Origin of the sequence: Telmatobacter sp. DSM 110680 (assembly GCF_039994875.1) — a bacterium.
Taxonomy (GTDB): domain Bacteria; phylum Acidobacteriota; class Terriglobia; order Terriglobales; family Acidobacteriaceae; genus Telmatobacter.
Window position 1 is genome coordinate 3834608 of record NZ_CP121196.1, and the last position, 12450, is coordinate 3847057.

Annotated in this window: 15 protein-coding genes; 5 read left to right on the plus strand and 10 right to left on the minus strand. The window is 56.1% G+C overall.

What is annotated here, in order from left to right:
• Positions 1-35 precede the first annotated feature (35 nt).
• From fliE to P8935_RS15745, 6 genes are all read right to left on the minus strand, one after another.
• A complete protein-coding gene (gene fliE / locus P8935_RS15720) occupies positions 36-365 on the minus strand; it encodes a flagellar hook-basal body complex protein FliE (protein WP_348261244.1) in 330 nt (109 codons plus the stop codon).
• Between the two features lie 17 nt (positions 366-382).
• A complete protein-coding gene (flgC, locus tag P8935_RS15725) occupies positions 383-847 on the minus strand; it encodes a flagellar basal body rod protein FlgC (RefSeq protein WP_348261245.1) in 465 nt (154 codons plus the stop codon).
• A gap of 27 nt (positions 848-874) precedes the next feature.
• Positions 875-1231, minus strand: a complete 357-nt coding sequence (gene flgB / locus P8935_RS15730; protein ID WP_348261246.1) for a flagellar basal body rod protein FlgB — start codon at positions 1229-1231, stop codon at positions 875-877.
• 17 nt (positions 1232-1248) lie between these two features.
• Positions 1249-2607, minus strand: coding sequence for a sigma-54 dependent transcriptional regulator (locus P8935_RS15735; protein WP_348261247.1), 1359 nt, complete (start codon positions 2605-2607; stop codon positions 1249-1251).
• Between the two features lie 10 nt (positions 2608-2617).
• Positions 2618-3370 (minus strand): response regulator transcription factor, encoded by a 753-nt coding sequence (locus tag P8935_RS15740; protein WP_348261248.1) that lies wholly within the window; start codon positions 3368-3370, stop codon positions 2618-2620.
• A 280-nt stretch (positions 3371-3650) separates the two neighbouring features.
• Positions 3651-4631 carry a GGDEF domain-containing protein gene (locus P8935_RS15745; protein WP_348261249.1) on the minus strand — a complete coding sequence of 327 codons (981 nt, stop codon included), beginning with the start codon at positions 4629-4631 and terminating at the stop codon, positions 3651-3653.
• 287 nt (positions 4632-4918) lie between these two features.
• Here P8935_RS15745 and lexA point away from each other — a divergent pair, with 287 nt between their 5' ends.
• Entirely contained in the window at positions 4919-5524 is a 606-nt protein-coding gene (lexA, locus tag P8935_RS15750) for a transcriptional repressor LexA (protein ID WP_348261250.1), read from the plus strand.
• 71 nt (positions 5525-5595) lie between these two features.
• Here lexA and trxA read toward each other — a convergent pair whose 3' ends face one another.
• The 3 genes from trxA to thrC all read right to left on the minus strand — a co-directional run bounded on the left by trxA (position 5596) and on the right by thrC (position 8601).
• Positions 5596-5928, minus strand: coding sequence for a thioredoxin (gene trxA / locus P8935_RS15755; RefSeq protein ID WP_348261251.1), 333 nt, complete (start codon positions 5926-5928; stop codon positions 5596-5598).
• Between the two features lie 394 nt (positions 5929-6322).
• Positions 6323-7249: a homoserine kinase gene (gene thrB / locus P8935_RS15760; RefSeq protein WP_348261252.1), complete on the minus strand. Its 927-nt coding sequence runs from the start codon at positions 7247-7249 to the stop codon at positions 6323-6325.
• Positions 7246-8601 (minus strand): threonine synthase, encoded by a 1356-nt coding sequence (thrC, locus tag P8935_RS15765; protein WP_348261253.1) that lies wholly within the window; start codon positions 8599-8601, stop codon positions 7246-7248. The genes thrB and thrC overlap by 4 nt, the downstream gene beginning before the upstream one ends.
• A gap of 62 nt (positions 8602-8663) precedes the next feature.
• On the opposite strand from thrC, the gene modA reads away from it, so the two are divergent.
• From modA to P8935_RS15780, 3 genes are read left to right on the plus strand one after another with little or no spacing between them, the layout of a single operon-like run.
• Positions 8664-9443 (plus strand): molybdate ABC transporter substrate-binding protein, encoded by a 780-nt coding sequence (gene modA, locus P8935_RS15770; RefSeq protein WP_348261254.1) that lies wholly within the window; start codon positions 8664-8666, stop codon positions 9441-9443.
• A complete protein-coding gene (gene modB, locus P8935_RS15775) occupies positions 9444-10112 on the plus strand; it encodes a molybdate ABC transporter permease subunit (protein ID WP_348261255.1) in 669 nt (222 codons plus the stop codon).
• Positions 10105-10809: an ATP-binding cassette domain-containing protein gene (locus P8935_RS15780; protein ID WP_348261256.1), complete on the plus strand. Its 705-nt coding sequence runs from the start codon at positions 10105-10107 to the stop codon at positions 10807-10809. Before modB ends, P8935_RS15780 begins: the two co-directional genes overlap by 8 nt.
• A gap of 5 nt (positions 10810-10814) precedes the next feature.
• Here P8935_RS15780 and P8935_RS15785 read toward each other — a convergent pair whose 3' ends face one another.
• Positions 10815-11861: a UDP-N-acetylmuramate dehydrogenase gene (locus P8935_RS15785; RefSeq protein ID WP_348261257.1), complete on the minus strand. Its 1047-nt coding sequence runs from the start codon at positions 11859-11861 to the stop codon at positions 10815-10817.
• 134 nt (positions 11862-11995) lie between these two features.
• Between P8935_RS15785 and P8935_RS15790 the strand changes: the two genes are divergently transcribed.
• Positions 11996-12424, plus strand: a complete 429-nt coding sequence (locus P8935_RS15790; protein ID WP_348261258.1) for a BrxA/BrxB family bacilliredoxin — start codon at positions 11996-11998, stop codon at positions 12422-12424.
• The last annotated feature ends 26 nt before the right edge of the window (positions 12425-12450 follow it).

Genomic DNA, 12450 nt, shown 5'->3' on the forward strand with positions numbered 1-12450 from the left:
CCGAGCCTTGGCGCGGCTCAGGTGCTTCGTTCTACTCAGAACTGCATCCCCATCACCGACTGGTAGCTCTGGATCGCCTTATTACGCAGCGCCAGAGCCATTTCGAAGGCCATGCTGGCCTTTTCAGTGGCGATCATCGCCTGATGCACGTCCACACCCGATCCTGAGATCAATCCGTCGACCGCGGTGCGAGCCTGATCTTCCATCTGGCTCACCTTTCCAATCGCGCTGATCATGAGATTGCTGAATGGTGAATCTTCAGCGCCGGGTGAAGCCGCGCGATTCCCGGCAATCTGAGCAACAGATACCGGCGCGCTCGACGAGGCCGCACTTGCAACGCTGACCACGTGAACTCCTGTAATCATTTCTCTCTCCGTGATCCTTAGGACCTGGCGATGTCAAGAGCAGAGGTGATCATCGTTTTCTCCGCTTGCACTGCAGAACTGTTCAGGCCATACGCACGCGTCGCTCCCATCAGGTCAACCATCTCTGTGAGTGGATTAATGTCGGGATATGCCACATATCCGTCGGGGCCGGCATCCGGATGACCCGGGTCATAGCGCTTGAGTGGCGGCGCATTGTCTGCAATGACCTGCGCAACGTGCACACCTCCCGCAGGTTCCCCTCCAGTCGTTGATGCCCCCTGACGGGTTGCACTGGAAAGCAAATTGGAAAAGTCTTCGCCTCCTTGATCAGCCGCGAAGATCACATGCTGACGCTGATACGGACCGCCAGACTCGGTTCGGGTTGTCTCCGCATTCGCCATGTTGGCCGCTACGACTTCAGCGCGCATGCGTTCCGCCTGCATTGCCGAGCCGGAAGTATCCATCAGACCAAAAAGATTCATTTTCCCTCACTCGATCAGGTCCGCCGTCTACTTGTCAGCGTGGATGGCGTCCATCACGCGCTGATTCTCAAGCCGCATGAGAGCAACGCCGGTCTTGAATTTCAATTGAGCCTCGGCCATCTTCAGGCCCTCGCGGTCCATGGAAACGTTATTGCCGTCGGGCCGTGAGACCAAGCCGTCTACTGCTCGAATATGCAACGGCAATTCCTTCTCTGTGTCCGAAGCCTTAAGTGCCTTCCGCATCTCCGCATCGAAGTCGAACCCCTGGGTACGGTAGCCGGGAGTATCGATGTTGGCCATGTTCGCAGCTGTCGCTTTTGTCTCGCTCACGGCAAGATCAAGATACCGAGACAATTGATCGCTTAATCGCGTTTCGATTTGCATTCAAGTCATTCCAATCCTTAGCTGATGTGTTGTTCGAACGCGGCAGAACTTATAGGCATTCCAAAATCGATGTCCTCGGCAGTAAGAATTGCTTCGTCACCGGCGAGAATGGCTGCGCGCTCCAGTACATGCTCAAGTTCTCGCACGTTACCCGGCCACGGATGCACCAGGAGTTTTGCCATCGCCGCGGCATCAATGCGCTTGACCGGCATCGCGCGACCCATTTGTTCCACGAAGTGATCCACAAGCAACTGCAAATCTTCGATATGCTCTGCCAGCGGAGGAGTACGAATCAGAAATACGGCCAATCTGTAATAAAGGTCTGCACGAAAACCTCCGGCTTGGGTCTGCTGTGCCAGGGCCTGATGAGTGGCCGCGATAATGCGCACATCTACCTTCAGCAATTCGTTGTCTCCAACGCGCTGCAATTCTCCGCACTCAACAAATCGTAGTAGCTTGGCCTGTAGTGCCAATGGCATCTCACCGATCTCATCGAGAAACAAGGTGCCTCCATCGGCGGCTTCAATCCTGCCTACGCGCCCCTTCACGGCTCCTGTAAATGCGCCGCGGGTGTGGCCGAAAAGTTCTGCTTCCAGTAACGCCTCGGGAATTGCGGCGCAATTGATGGCTACAAATGTCTTCCGGTTGCGGGCCGAGAGCTTGTGAATGGCTTCGGCAACCAGTTCTTTACCTGACCCAGTCGGCCCTTCAATCAATACTGGCGTAGAACGCGGCGCCACTAGGCGAATACGCCGGCTGATCTCAAGCATGCAGGATGAATTTCCGATCAGTTCCAGTATCCGGTCATTTGCGTTGGTCAATGTAGAGCTTTGTGGACGTATTTCTGCCGCAGTTGTTGCATGGCTTTCTTTGTTCACAAGCTCCCCCTCTGAAGCGCAGGGGTTTTGACCAGTTGGAATCGCCTTAGGCAGACGGATCGCGGGCTGGTTGGGAGGTTGCGTAACTTCGGCTCCGTCCAGAATTGGCGCGGTGTTCCAGGCTGCTGTATCTGTTTCCTGAATGCGCCGAAGAGCGTAAAGAATTTCTTGGCGATGCGGTCCCGGCGCACTTTCAAGAGGAGTTGCACAGCCGGCTGTAATCACGTCCACATTCGGAAAGGTCGCGCGAAATTCACGGAGGAATTCAGCTATGTCCAGATCTGGCAGCCACGAGTCGACGATAATCGCCTGGGGCAGCATGTCCATCGCCTCGCCCCATGCTTCCGCGCCTCCTTGAGCCTCCCGCACCTGCCAGCGTAAGCCGGTGAGCATGGCATTCAGCCTCTGCCGAAAACTGCCGTCGGCACTCGTCACCAAAACAGTGCGCGATCGACTCCGTGAATTGCAGGAAGAAATCAAAGCCGCTGTGGCTGCCATTGTGCTTCTCCTAAGTATCAAAATCTGTGCTGATGAACCCTGAATCGCAGCTTGGCAACGGCGTCGACGGAGAAAGCCTGTCACTACATAGTTTCGATTCATAAGGGATCATGTATCCGTGGCCTCGAATCGTGCGGATCAGGCCATCGGGGGGCATGTCCTCAAGTTTGCGCCGAAGATAGTTGATATAGACATCCACAATGTTTGTGGTCTGAGATGACTCAGAATTCCAAACTGTTTGCAGCAGTTCGACACGCGAAGTGCAATGTCCGCGATTGAGCATCAGGTGTTCAAGGAGCGCAAACTCCTTGTTGGTGAGACTCACGGTTTTTCCGCACCGATGCACTGAATGATCCAACCGGCTGAGTTCGAGATCACCAGCGCGCAGCACCAGCTGCGCATTACTCTTTCGCCGCATAAGTGCACGACAACGAGCCTGGAGCTCAATCAGGCTGAAGGGCTTTACCATCAGGTCATCCGCTCCGCTGTCGAGGCAGCGGACGCGTGTGTCCACCTGCTGCCTGCCAGTGAGTATCAAGATTGGTAAGCTTGCGTCGATCCGCCGAATCTCCTTGAGTGCGGTCTCTCCGTCCATGACCGGCAAATTCAGGTCGAGAATCGTGAGGTCCGGCAACTGACTCTGAAAGGCTTCGACTGCCTGGGCGCCATCGAGAACGATATGCACATGATCGCCATTGGACTCAAGTCCCCGTCGCAGAAACAAGCCCAATGCTTTGTCGTCTTCTGCGATCAGCAACCTCATCTTGGTAACTCCCTTGTGCTCTTGCTCGCTAGCGGTCGAATTCAAACTGACTTAGAACTCGCTAATAACGGGAACACCTCTACGTTCGCGCGAAGAGAAGAAGAACTCAAGACTGGAATGAGGTCGGAAACGAACCGAGTTTCGAAATGAGCGATTTCGTGAATGGTTCCCTGAAGCGGACTAATGAACACTCAAGTGTGATGTTGGATACAGAATCACTCCGAGCGGGTTCCCGATGCGCATGAAACTATTGCGGAGATCCGATTTAGACTTACCGGATTCAGGCGGTCAGCTTCCGCCGCGCAATTTCCTGTTGGGCGCAAAGTTTGGCATCCGCCCGCTCGAGCAGATCCTGCAGGTTATCGCCTTCGCGATATTCAGCGATACCGATCGATGCTCCCAGCCGAATGCTCGCATGCCCGGATCTTCCTGGAACGAGATAGGGTCGGCAAATCCATGACTGCAGGCGGGTGATCTGTCCTTCGAGGTCGCCCCCTGCACAGTCTGGAACCACCAGAAATTCATCACCGCCCCAGCGCGCGACGAGGTCAGTGAATCGGCAGGACGACCGCAGTTCCTTGGCAAATTCCTTCAGAATGAGATCGCCTACGAGATTTCCATACTCCTGATTCACGCGCCTGAAACCGGTGATATCAATCATGACGATCGAAAAAGGCAAGCCAGTTCCGATTCGCTGCTGGATTCGTGCCTCAGCCCACAGGCGGCTTCCTAGTCCGGTCAGCGGGTCACATGCTGCAATGTGCTCGGCCTTTTCGAGTTTCGATTGATAGGTGGAGACCTCAACGCGCAAGTGCTCGATAACAGCTCTGCTTTCGGATGTCATTCGTGCAACGGAATTTTTAAGCTGCGTGGCACTTTCTTCGACGGTGGCTCGGATTTTCGAAATGTCGTCAAGCCGGGAGATGCCATCCAGCTGCTTTGTAACCAGATCCAATTGCTGTGCGTACAGATCGTCCCGGTGACCAAGAGACTCTGCGGTGCGAGCCATCACGAGGAGTAGATCTCTTATCTCTCCTGCTTTCTGTTCATAGTGCAAAGCGGTCTTCTTCCCCCAGTTTTGCAGCACCTCCCGGAGAGTATTCTTAGCCGATGCGACCGTCTGCAAATTGGGAATAACCCCGAGTCCTTCATCGACCCGCGTCAGTCCCGCCTTCAATTCCGCAGCGAGGCCCGGGCAAGCACTCGTGCCACAGTCGGTCATCTCAAGCAAGCTGGCCCGATATGCCCACAGGAGAGACAAGAAGACATCTGTAGAGCATTCTTTCGGTGCAACATCGCTCCGGGTCGTATCGGACTCAAGGTATCGCTTCAACGAGATCATCGATAAAAGTCCTTTAGGAAGAGATCGGGCTTCGTGAGGCCATCACATTGCCTCTACCGGCAGATTCTGGGCTCCGCTTCAATCTCGGTTCCCCGGATACCGAATAAATCGGAATTTGTGCGAGATATTAATCATGCGGACACCCGGGAAGTAAAAAGGCTAAAAACTTAGCTTGCAATTCGCTTTTTCTTCGCTATAATCCGCGCATGGCTGTAACCCGAAGACAAAAAGAGATCATCGACTTTCTGGAGTCGTTCGTATCCCGCAACGGATATTCCCCTTCTTTTGAAGAGATTGCACGGGGAATGAACCTGAAAAGCCTGGCCACGGTTCATAAACACATATCTAACCTCGAAAAGAAGGGGCTGCTGGACCGAGTTCACAACCGGAGTCGTTCGATCGACGTTTTGCCCCCCGGCGCACGCAATCGTACGAGCGATCGCCTTCCGTTAGCCGGGCGAATTGCCGCTGGACTCCCGGTGGAGACCTCGGAAAACCCAGAGACCATTTCGCTTCACGATGTGGTCGGCAACCGGGATGTATTTGCTCTTGAGGTGCGTGGCGACTCGATGCGCGATGAACACATCATTAATGGCGACTATGTGCTCGTCGAGCGCACGCGTACCGCCCGCCAGGGGGAGATTGTAGTAGCCCTCGTGCATGGTTCCGAAACCACTTTGAAGCGTTTTTATGCGGAGGGCCAAGTAGTACGACTACAGCCAGCCAATGTGGACATGGACCCCATCTACGTTCCTGCAGCGCAGGTGGCGATCCAAGGCCGGGTTCTTGGAGTGCTTCGTAAATACCGCTAGCCCTGTACAGCGCAGGCTGGAAAGCAAGAAAGCCCGGCAAATTGCCGGGCTTTGTGCTTCCAGAATTGGGACTATGCCAGCAAACGCTGTATTTTTTCTTCAATCACATCCTGCGGCGCATATCCCACAACTTGATCGGCCACCTTGCCGCCCTTGAAGAACAGCAGCGCCGGAATACCACGAATACCGTAACGCGAAGGGGTGGCAGCATTGCGGTCAACGTCCACTTTTGCCACCTTCAACTTGCCCGCGTAAGTCTGCGCAACTCCATCAACAATCGGCGCGATCGCACGGCACGGGCCGCACCAAACTGCCCAAAAGTCTACGAGGACCGGCTGCTCGCTTTTGAGCACTTCTTGTTCGAATGTTGCATCGCTTACTTCCAAAACTCCCAAACCTGCCATGATTCTCCCTTTTGTAAGGCTTCCCATCCAGACTACCGGAAACCGCGCCTCTATACGATGCCTCAAGGGACTATTCGGTCGCAACGTGCCTCTGAGGCGTCAACTTAGGAGCTTAATCCCTTCTCAAAACCTTTGATGTGACCAAGCTAGGACAATCGGTTTATTACACGGCAAAAATAGAAGCGCCCGGATCCTTTACAGGATCACGGGCGCTAGAGCAGCCCTCCCCCAGAACTGCCCACGGAGCGAATTTATGTGGTCTGTAGAGCAATATCAAGGAAACTTAGGTAATCGCTTAGGTAATCTAAAACTGGTGATTTACCTCACCGTTATCATCAGAACGCAAAGATAACTGCTCAGTGAACAGCATCAGAGGACGAAACTCGGACAGAGCTCATGACTCTTTGCGAAAGGATTTCTCTGCACCGATCTCCTCGAAGGCACTTGTAATCAACCGAGGATGAGGCAGCCTATCGAGAGACGTCTGAATCGCTGTGGAGACCGACTGGAGGTCTGCTTTTTTGTCTACGATGACTAGAACCGCGGGGCCGGCACCGCTCAAGCCGACGCCTAGTATGCCGGCCGTTCCGGCCAATGGAAATAATCTCGGCAGCATCGGGCACATCTTCAGACGATAAGGCTGATGGATGCGGTCCTTCATTGCGACACGCAGCAGGTCGCCACGGCTTTGTGCAAAGGCCAATCCAAGCAAGGAAACCGCCTGGATGTTGGCGACGACATCATCGCTCGAGTAGGAATTGGGAAGAACCGCACGGGCTTTGCTGGTGGCGAGAGAATCAGGCGGCAGCACCACAATCGCGCGCCAAGACGCGGGCGGAACCACACGAGCCACATAGACTTTTCGCTCTTCGCTTGCTGCCGCCACAAATCCGCCCAACCAGCATGCGGCGGCATTGTCGGGGTGACCCTCCAGCGCACAAGCTTCTTCGAGAATGCGCTCGGACTTCCAATCGAGTCCACCAAAGTGGACGGCCATGGCAATTGCAGCAAGCCGCCCTGCAGCCGAGGAACCGCAGCCCATTCCCAGAGGGATGCTATTCCTCATTCGCACCGCAAGTGGCGTCAGGGGTTTGCGATTCTCCCGGAGGATTCTCTGATAAATGCCAAGGATGAGGTTGTCCTCAACGCGGGCGCACAGATCTGCGTCCTCGCCAGTAGCAGAGATTGAAAATGTCTCGGCCGGTGCTGCTTCGATCTCCAGAAAAAAGTTGAGTGCAACGGCCGCGGCATCGAAACCTGAACCAAGATTCGCCGATGTAGCCGGCAGCCGCATTCTGAAGATGCTTGTGCTTCCGCTCATCCGGCCAATCCCTTAAGTGTCGCCAGAACGGCTGCGGGAGTGGCGTCGACTGCGACGGCGTTGCGTTGCAAAGCGACAATCTCCTGTTGATGCCCTGCAACCTCGCCTTCACTCAACAGCGTTCCACGGTGGAAGTTGATGGTGTAGTCAGCATCCTTGAGCGTATGCCCGGTCAGCAGAAGAACCACGGTGTCGGACGCCGCGACCTTGCCGTTGGCGCGCAGCTTCTTTAGGCCGGCCAGCGTTACCGCAGAGGCAGGTTCGCAGCCCAGACCCTCAGTACCTAATTCGGCCTTGGAAATAGCAATCTCGGCTTCGGTTACATCGAGACACCAGCCGCCTGTGTCTTTAACGACACGCGCGGCTTTGCGCCACGAAGCGGGGTTTCCAATGCGGATTGCCGTTGCTCGCGTATGGGCCTCGACGGGCTCCATCTGTTCGCCGTTGTTTGCCGCAAAACTTCGCGCCAGTGGATTGGCGCCTTCGGCCTGGATAACAGAGATACGCGGGACGCGAGCGACTAGCCCGAGTTCCTGCAGTTCGCGAAAGCCTTTTCCCAACGCGGAGCTGTTGGCGAGATTTCCGCCAGGAACAATCAGGTGATCTGGAACTGTCCAATCGAATGCTTCGGCGATTTCGAATGCAGGAGTTTTCTGTCCCTCGAGCCTGTAGGGGTTTACGGAGTTGAGCAAATAGATTGGCGCTTCTTTCACGATCTGCGTCAAGACGCGCACGCAACCATCGAAGTCGGCTTTGAGCTGGCAGGTGATGGCGCCATAATCCATCGCCTGAGAGAGCTTTCCCCACGCAATCTTGCCTTCAGGAATCAACACCAGGCTGCGAAGACCTGCGCGGGCCGCATACGCTGCCATAGCAGCCGATGTGTTGCCTGTCGAGGCGCACGCCACCCATTCAAATCCGCGCTCGCGAGCCACGCTCAGCGCTGCGGTCATGCCCGTGTCTTTGAAGGAACCGGTTGGATTCATTCCCTGATGCTTCGCGAATAACTGGTCGATTCCCAGAGCCTTGGCAGCTCGCTTCAACTTGTACAGAGGCGTGTTGCCTTCGTGCAGGCTTACGGCATTGCCGAAATTGTCGAGAATCGGCAGTAGCTCGCGGAATCGCCATACGCCGCTCTGATCCAATGATTCGCTGGAGCAGCGTCGTTCACGCCATAGCCACTTGAGCGCGCCGGGATTTGGCCGGTTTTGACCCTGCCGCTGGCCCCAGCCCGCATATTCGACTTCAAAAAGATCGCCGCATTGCACGCATCTGAAGTCCGGTTGAGCATCAGTTCCGGCGATGCGCGCACCGCATCCGAAACACCGTAACGTGTGAAGATTGTCGTTCATCGTTGGTGTTAGCCTAACAGGACACAGGAAGGTTTTGCTCACTCGCAGGATAGGGACAGAAGATGCTGAGACGCACCGTTTTGGGATTGGCGATGATCGCAGCCCTAGCTTCGGCTGCCGCGCAATCGCCCCTTCGAGTCGCGGCAGCCGCGGACCTGGAACCTGTGCTACCACATATCCTCGCGAATTTCGAGCGCTCCAGCGGCATTCATGTGGAAGCGACTTACCAGGCTTCCGCGGCGCTGACAACCCAGATCCAGAATGGGGCGCCGTTTGATCTGTTCCTCTCCGCGGACATGGGATATCCCAAGCGGCTGATCAGTGATGGATTGGCAGACGCAGCTGGCAGTGCGGACTCTTCTACGCCGATCAATTATGCGAATGGCACGCTGGTTTTATGGGCCCGCAAGGATTCGTCGTTGCCTCCGCCATCGCTTGAATTGCTTCATAGCCCCGCTCTTCGACGGCTTGCCGTCGCCAATCCCGATCGCGCGCCCTATGGACGCGCTGCGGTCGCGGCGCTTACCAGCCTCAAACTTTACGATGCCTTGAAAGCGCGGCTGGTGACGGCAGAGAATATTGCCCAGACCGCGCAATTTGTGGATTCCGGCAACGCCGATGCTGGTCTTATTTCACTGACATCAGCACTGACCCAACACCTTTCTTCAAGCGGCAGCTACTTCGTGATTCCGCGCGATCTCTATCCGCCGATCCAGCAGGGCGCGGTGATCGTCAGCAAGATAACGAAGCGATCTGAAGCTCACAAACTTCTCGACTATCTGCTCTCCGCACCGGTTCAAGCCGAACTGGCTCGCGCTGGCCTGACACCGGCTCACAAATAAATGGACTGGCAAGCGTTCGCCCTCACCATCAAACTCGCTTCGCTTACTACGGCGATTCTGCTGGTCATCACGGTTCCCCTGGCCGCGCTTCTTGTCCTCGGCCGTAGCCGGTGGCTCGCCGCGCTGGAAGCTCTTGCCGCGCTGCCGCTAGTGTTACCGCCTACAGTGCTCGGATTCTTTCTGCTCGTTTTGCTCGGGATGCGTACCACGGTGGGACGAGGCATTGCGGGATTGCTCGGCCATCCGCTGGCCTTTTCGTTTGCCGGCCTGGTCGTAGGATCTGTGATTTACAGCTTGCCGTTCGCGGTTCAGCCGATTGTTGCTGGCTTTTCCGCAGTCGACGCCTCCCTGCTGGACGCAGCGCGAATGCTTGGAGCAGGACCGGTTCGGCTTGTCCTCCGCGTGCTCGTTCCTCTTGCACGCCGCTCAATGCTGGCAGCAGCAGTCCTGGCATTTTTGCACACCGTGGGCGAGTTCGGTGTAGTGCTCATGCTAGGTGGCGACATTCCCGGTGCGACGCGCACGCTTTCCATCGTTCTCTATAACCAGGTTGAGAATTTCGATTATGCTGCAGCGAATCGCACTGCAGCCCTGCTTCTCGGCTTGAGTATTCTTGCGCTCGCAGCCATTTATACAGGCGCTCGACCGCGCGGAGGCCGCCGTGCTTGACTTCTCGCTCGATTCGCGCCGCGGCAGTTTTCATCTGAAGGCATCATGCCGCTTCGCGTCACAGTGGACAGTCATCTTCGGTCCATCCGGCGCGGGCAAGAGCACGTTGCTACGATTGTTTGCCGGGCTCGACCGGCCGGATAGTGGCCGCATCGAACATAACGGCAGGGTGCTGACTGACGTCGAACACCACGTCTTCATCAAGCCAGGTCTGCGGCACGCTGCATTGGTTGCACAGCATCCTGCGCTCTTCCCTCACCTCAGCGTGAATGACAATGTTGCCTTTGGACTGGCGTCGCTGGACGCAGCCAATCGCGACGCCCGCGTAACTGAGATGCTGGCTCTGGCGGATGCAACTCATTTGGCGCATCGATGGCCCCGAGACCTATCCGGCGGCGAAGCACAGCGCATCGCCTTGGCGCGTTCGCTGGCAACTTTGCCGCGTTTGCTCTTGCTTGACGAGCCGTTTTCTGCGCTGGACGGAGAGGCAAGTGATGCCTTGTTGGCTCGACTCCAGGTATGGAGCGATCAGCATCAAGTTCAAACCGTGATGGCAACGCACGATGCGACGGACGCATTCGCTACGAATTCAGAAGTTGCCCTATTGAAGGAAGGCCGTCTTACAGGACTGGGCCCTGCCGCAGATGCCCTCGCCTCGGAGCGAGATCGAATCGTCGCGCGTTTTGAGATGCTCTAGGCGGATCAGAATCCGAGTAAGACTGGCTCTATTTCCAGATCTACTCCGAAGCGCTGAGTTACCGCGTGTTTGATTTTGTCGGCGAGCGCCAGAATTTCGGTGGCGGTCGCGCCGCCGCGATTCACAAGAGCGAGCGTATGACGCGTTGAGATGCCGGCACGTCCAAGGGCGTAGCCTCTCGCAAACCCCGCTCGTTCGATCAGCCATGCGGCCGGAAGCTTCACCTGGCCCGGCTTGTCCGGACCAGCCGGAAAATTCGGAGGTTCTTCGCCGACCTTGTCCGCGATATCGGCCGCATGTTCAGCCGTCACGATCGGGTTTTTGAAGAAGCTTCCGGCGCTGCGGCAGTCGGGATCGCCATCTACCAGAAGCATCCCCTTCGATCGACGGATTCGGCGCACTGCCTCACCGACTTCCCTGAGCGATGGCTTTGCACTGGCGTCAAATTGCCGCTGGAGATCCGAGTACTTCAATGTAGGGGCTCCGTCTTGTTTCAGCAGATATTCAACGCGCGTCACGATGAAGCGCCCACGATCGTATGAATTGAACCGGCTACGGCGGTACGAAAACCCGCACTCTTTGTTACTGAATTCAACAAACTTGTGCTTTTGAAGATCGAAAGCGCGAACACTATCAATTGTCGTAGACACTTCCTGACCGTATGCACCGACGTTCTGCACCGGTGTTCCGCCGACCGTGCCGGGGATCCCAGCGAGACATTCGAGGCCGGCACAATCATTATCCAAAGTTCGCTCGACAAACTGATCCCAATCCTCGCCAGCGGCTGCGCTGTAGAGAACTTCTCCACCTGCATCGTCTCGGCGTTCGATTCCCTTCGAAACAACGTGGAGAATTAATCCTGGAAAGCCAGCGTCAGCCACTAGCAAATTGCTGCCGCCACCCAGCACGAACAGCGGAACGCCACTTTCCCGTGCCCAACCGGCGGATTCGGCTACATCCAGTTCCGAATGGGCCTCGACAAACCACCGTGCGGGACCGCCGATTCCCAACGTCGTTTGTCGTGCAAGCGGCTTGTTTTCTTCAATGCGCATCGATGCAAGGCTACACTAAGGCTCGCAAGATGCGGGGTGGCACTTACGGCAAACGGTGCGCTACATCCCATGTTTTCTGTAGAATGTAAAAAGGCAACCGGCTCAACGCCGCAAGACCCATTGCCGGAGGTTACATGTACCCAGAGATTATGGTCATTCCGATGCGCGAAGAATTAGTCCGCGCCGGAATTCAGGAAACTCGCACTGCCGAAGATGTCGACGCAGCTCTCGCACAGACCGGCACAACCCTGTTGGTGGTGAACTCGATTTGCGGGTGCGCGGCCGGCAAGATGCGTCCCGGCGTTCGGCTTGCACTCTCTAACACCCAGAATGCGCCCGATCACAAGATCACCGTCTTTGCCGGTCAGGATCGCGAAGCCACTGAGCGTGCGCGGGGATATTTCGAAGGCAACCCACCCACCTCACCGGCTATCGCCATTCTGCGTGATGGAAAGCTCGTTTACCTGATGCAGCGGTTTGTCATCGAGCAGGCTACGGCTCAACAGATTGCTGGCGAACTGGTTCGCGCATTTGATGAGTTCTGCGCTAAGACTTCTGCATAACCGGCACTCACTTCAGCAGAGAGAAA

Bases quoted from the DNA above. Each gene is read 5' to 3' on its own strand.
- trxA (WP_348261251.1), bottom strand. From the start codon at position 5,928: ATGGCAGGTTTGGGAGTTTTGGAAGTAAGCGATGCAACATTCGAACAA.
- modA (WP_348261254.1), top strand. From the start codon at position 8,664: ATGCTGAGACGCACCGTTTTGGGATTGGCGATGATCGCAGCCCTAGCT.
- P8935_RS15790 (WP_348261258.1), top strand. From the start codon at position 11,996: ATGTACCCAGAGATTATGGTCATTCCGATGCGCGAAGAATTAGTCCGC.
- thrB (WP_348261252.1), bottom strand. From the start codon at position 7,249: ATGAGCGGAAGCACAAGCATCTTCAGAATGCGGCTGCCGGCTACATCG.
- fliE (WP_348261244.1), bottom strand. From the start codon at position 365: ATGATTACAGGAGTTCACGTGGTCAGCGTTGCAAGTGCGGCCTCGTCG.
- thrC (WP_348261253.1), bottom strand. From the start codon at position 8,601: ATGAACGACAATCTTCACACGTTACGGTGTTTCGGATGCGGTGCGCGC.
- flgC (WP_348261245.1), bottom strand. From the start codon at position 847: ATGAATCTTTTTGGTCTGATGGATACTTCCGGCTCGGCAATGCAGGCG.
- P8935_RS15740 (WP_348261248.1), bottom strand. From the start codon at position 3,370: ATGAGGTTGCTGATCGCAGAAGACGACAAAGCATTGGGCTTGTTTCTG.
- modB (WP_348261255.1), top strand. From the start codon at position 9,444: ATGGACTGGCAAGCGTTCGCCCTCACCATCAAACTCGCTTCGCTTACT.
- P8935_RS15785 (WP_348261257.1), bottom strand. From the start codon at position 11,861: ATGCGCATTGAAGAAAACAAGCCGCTTGCACGACAAACGACGTTGGGA.
- lexA (WP_348261250.1), top strand. From the start codon at position 4,919: ATGGCTGTAACCCGAAGACAAAAAGAGATCATCGACTTTCTGGAGTCG.
- P8935_RS15735 (WP_348261247.1), bottom strand. From the start codon at position 2,607: ATGGCAGCCACAGCGGCTTTGATTTCTTCCTGCAATTCACGGAGTCGA.
- flgB (WP_348261246.1), bottom strand. From the start codon at position 1,231: ATGCAAATCGAAACGCGATTAAGCGATCAATTGTCTCGGTATCTTGAT.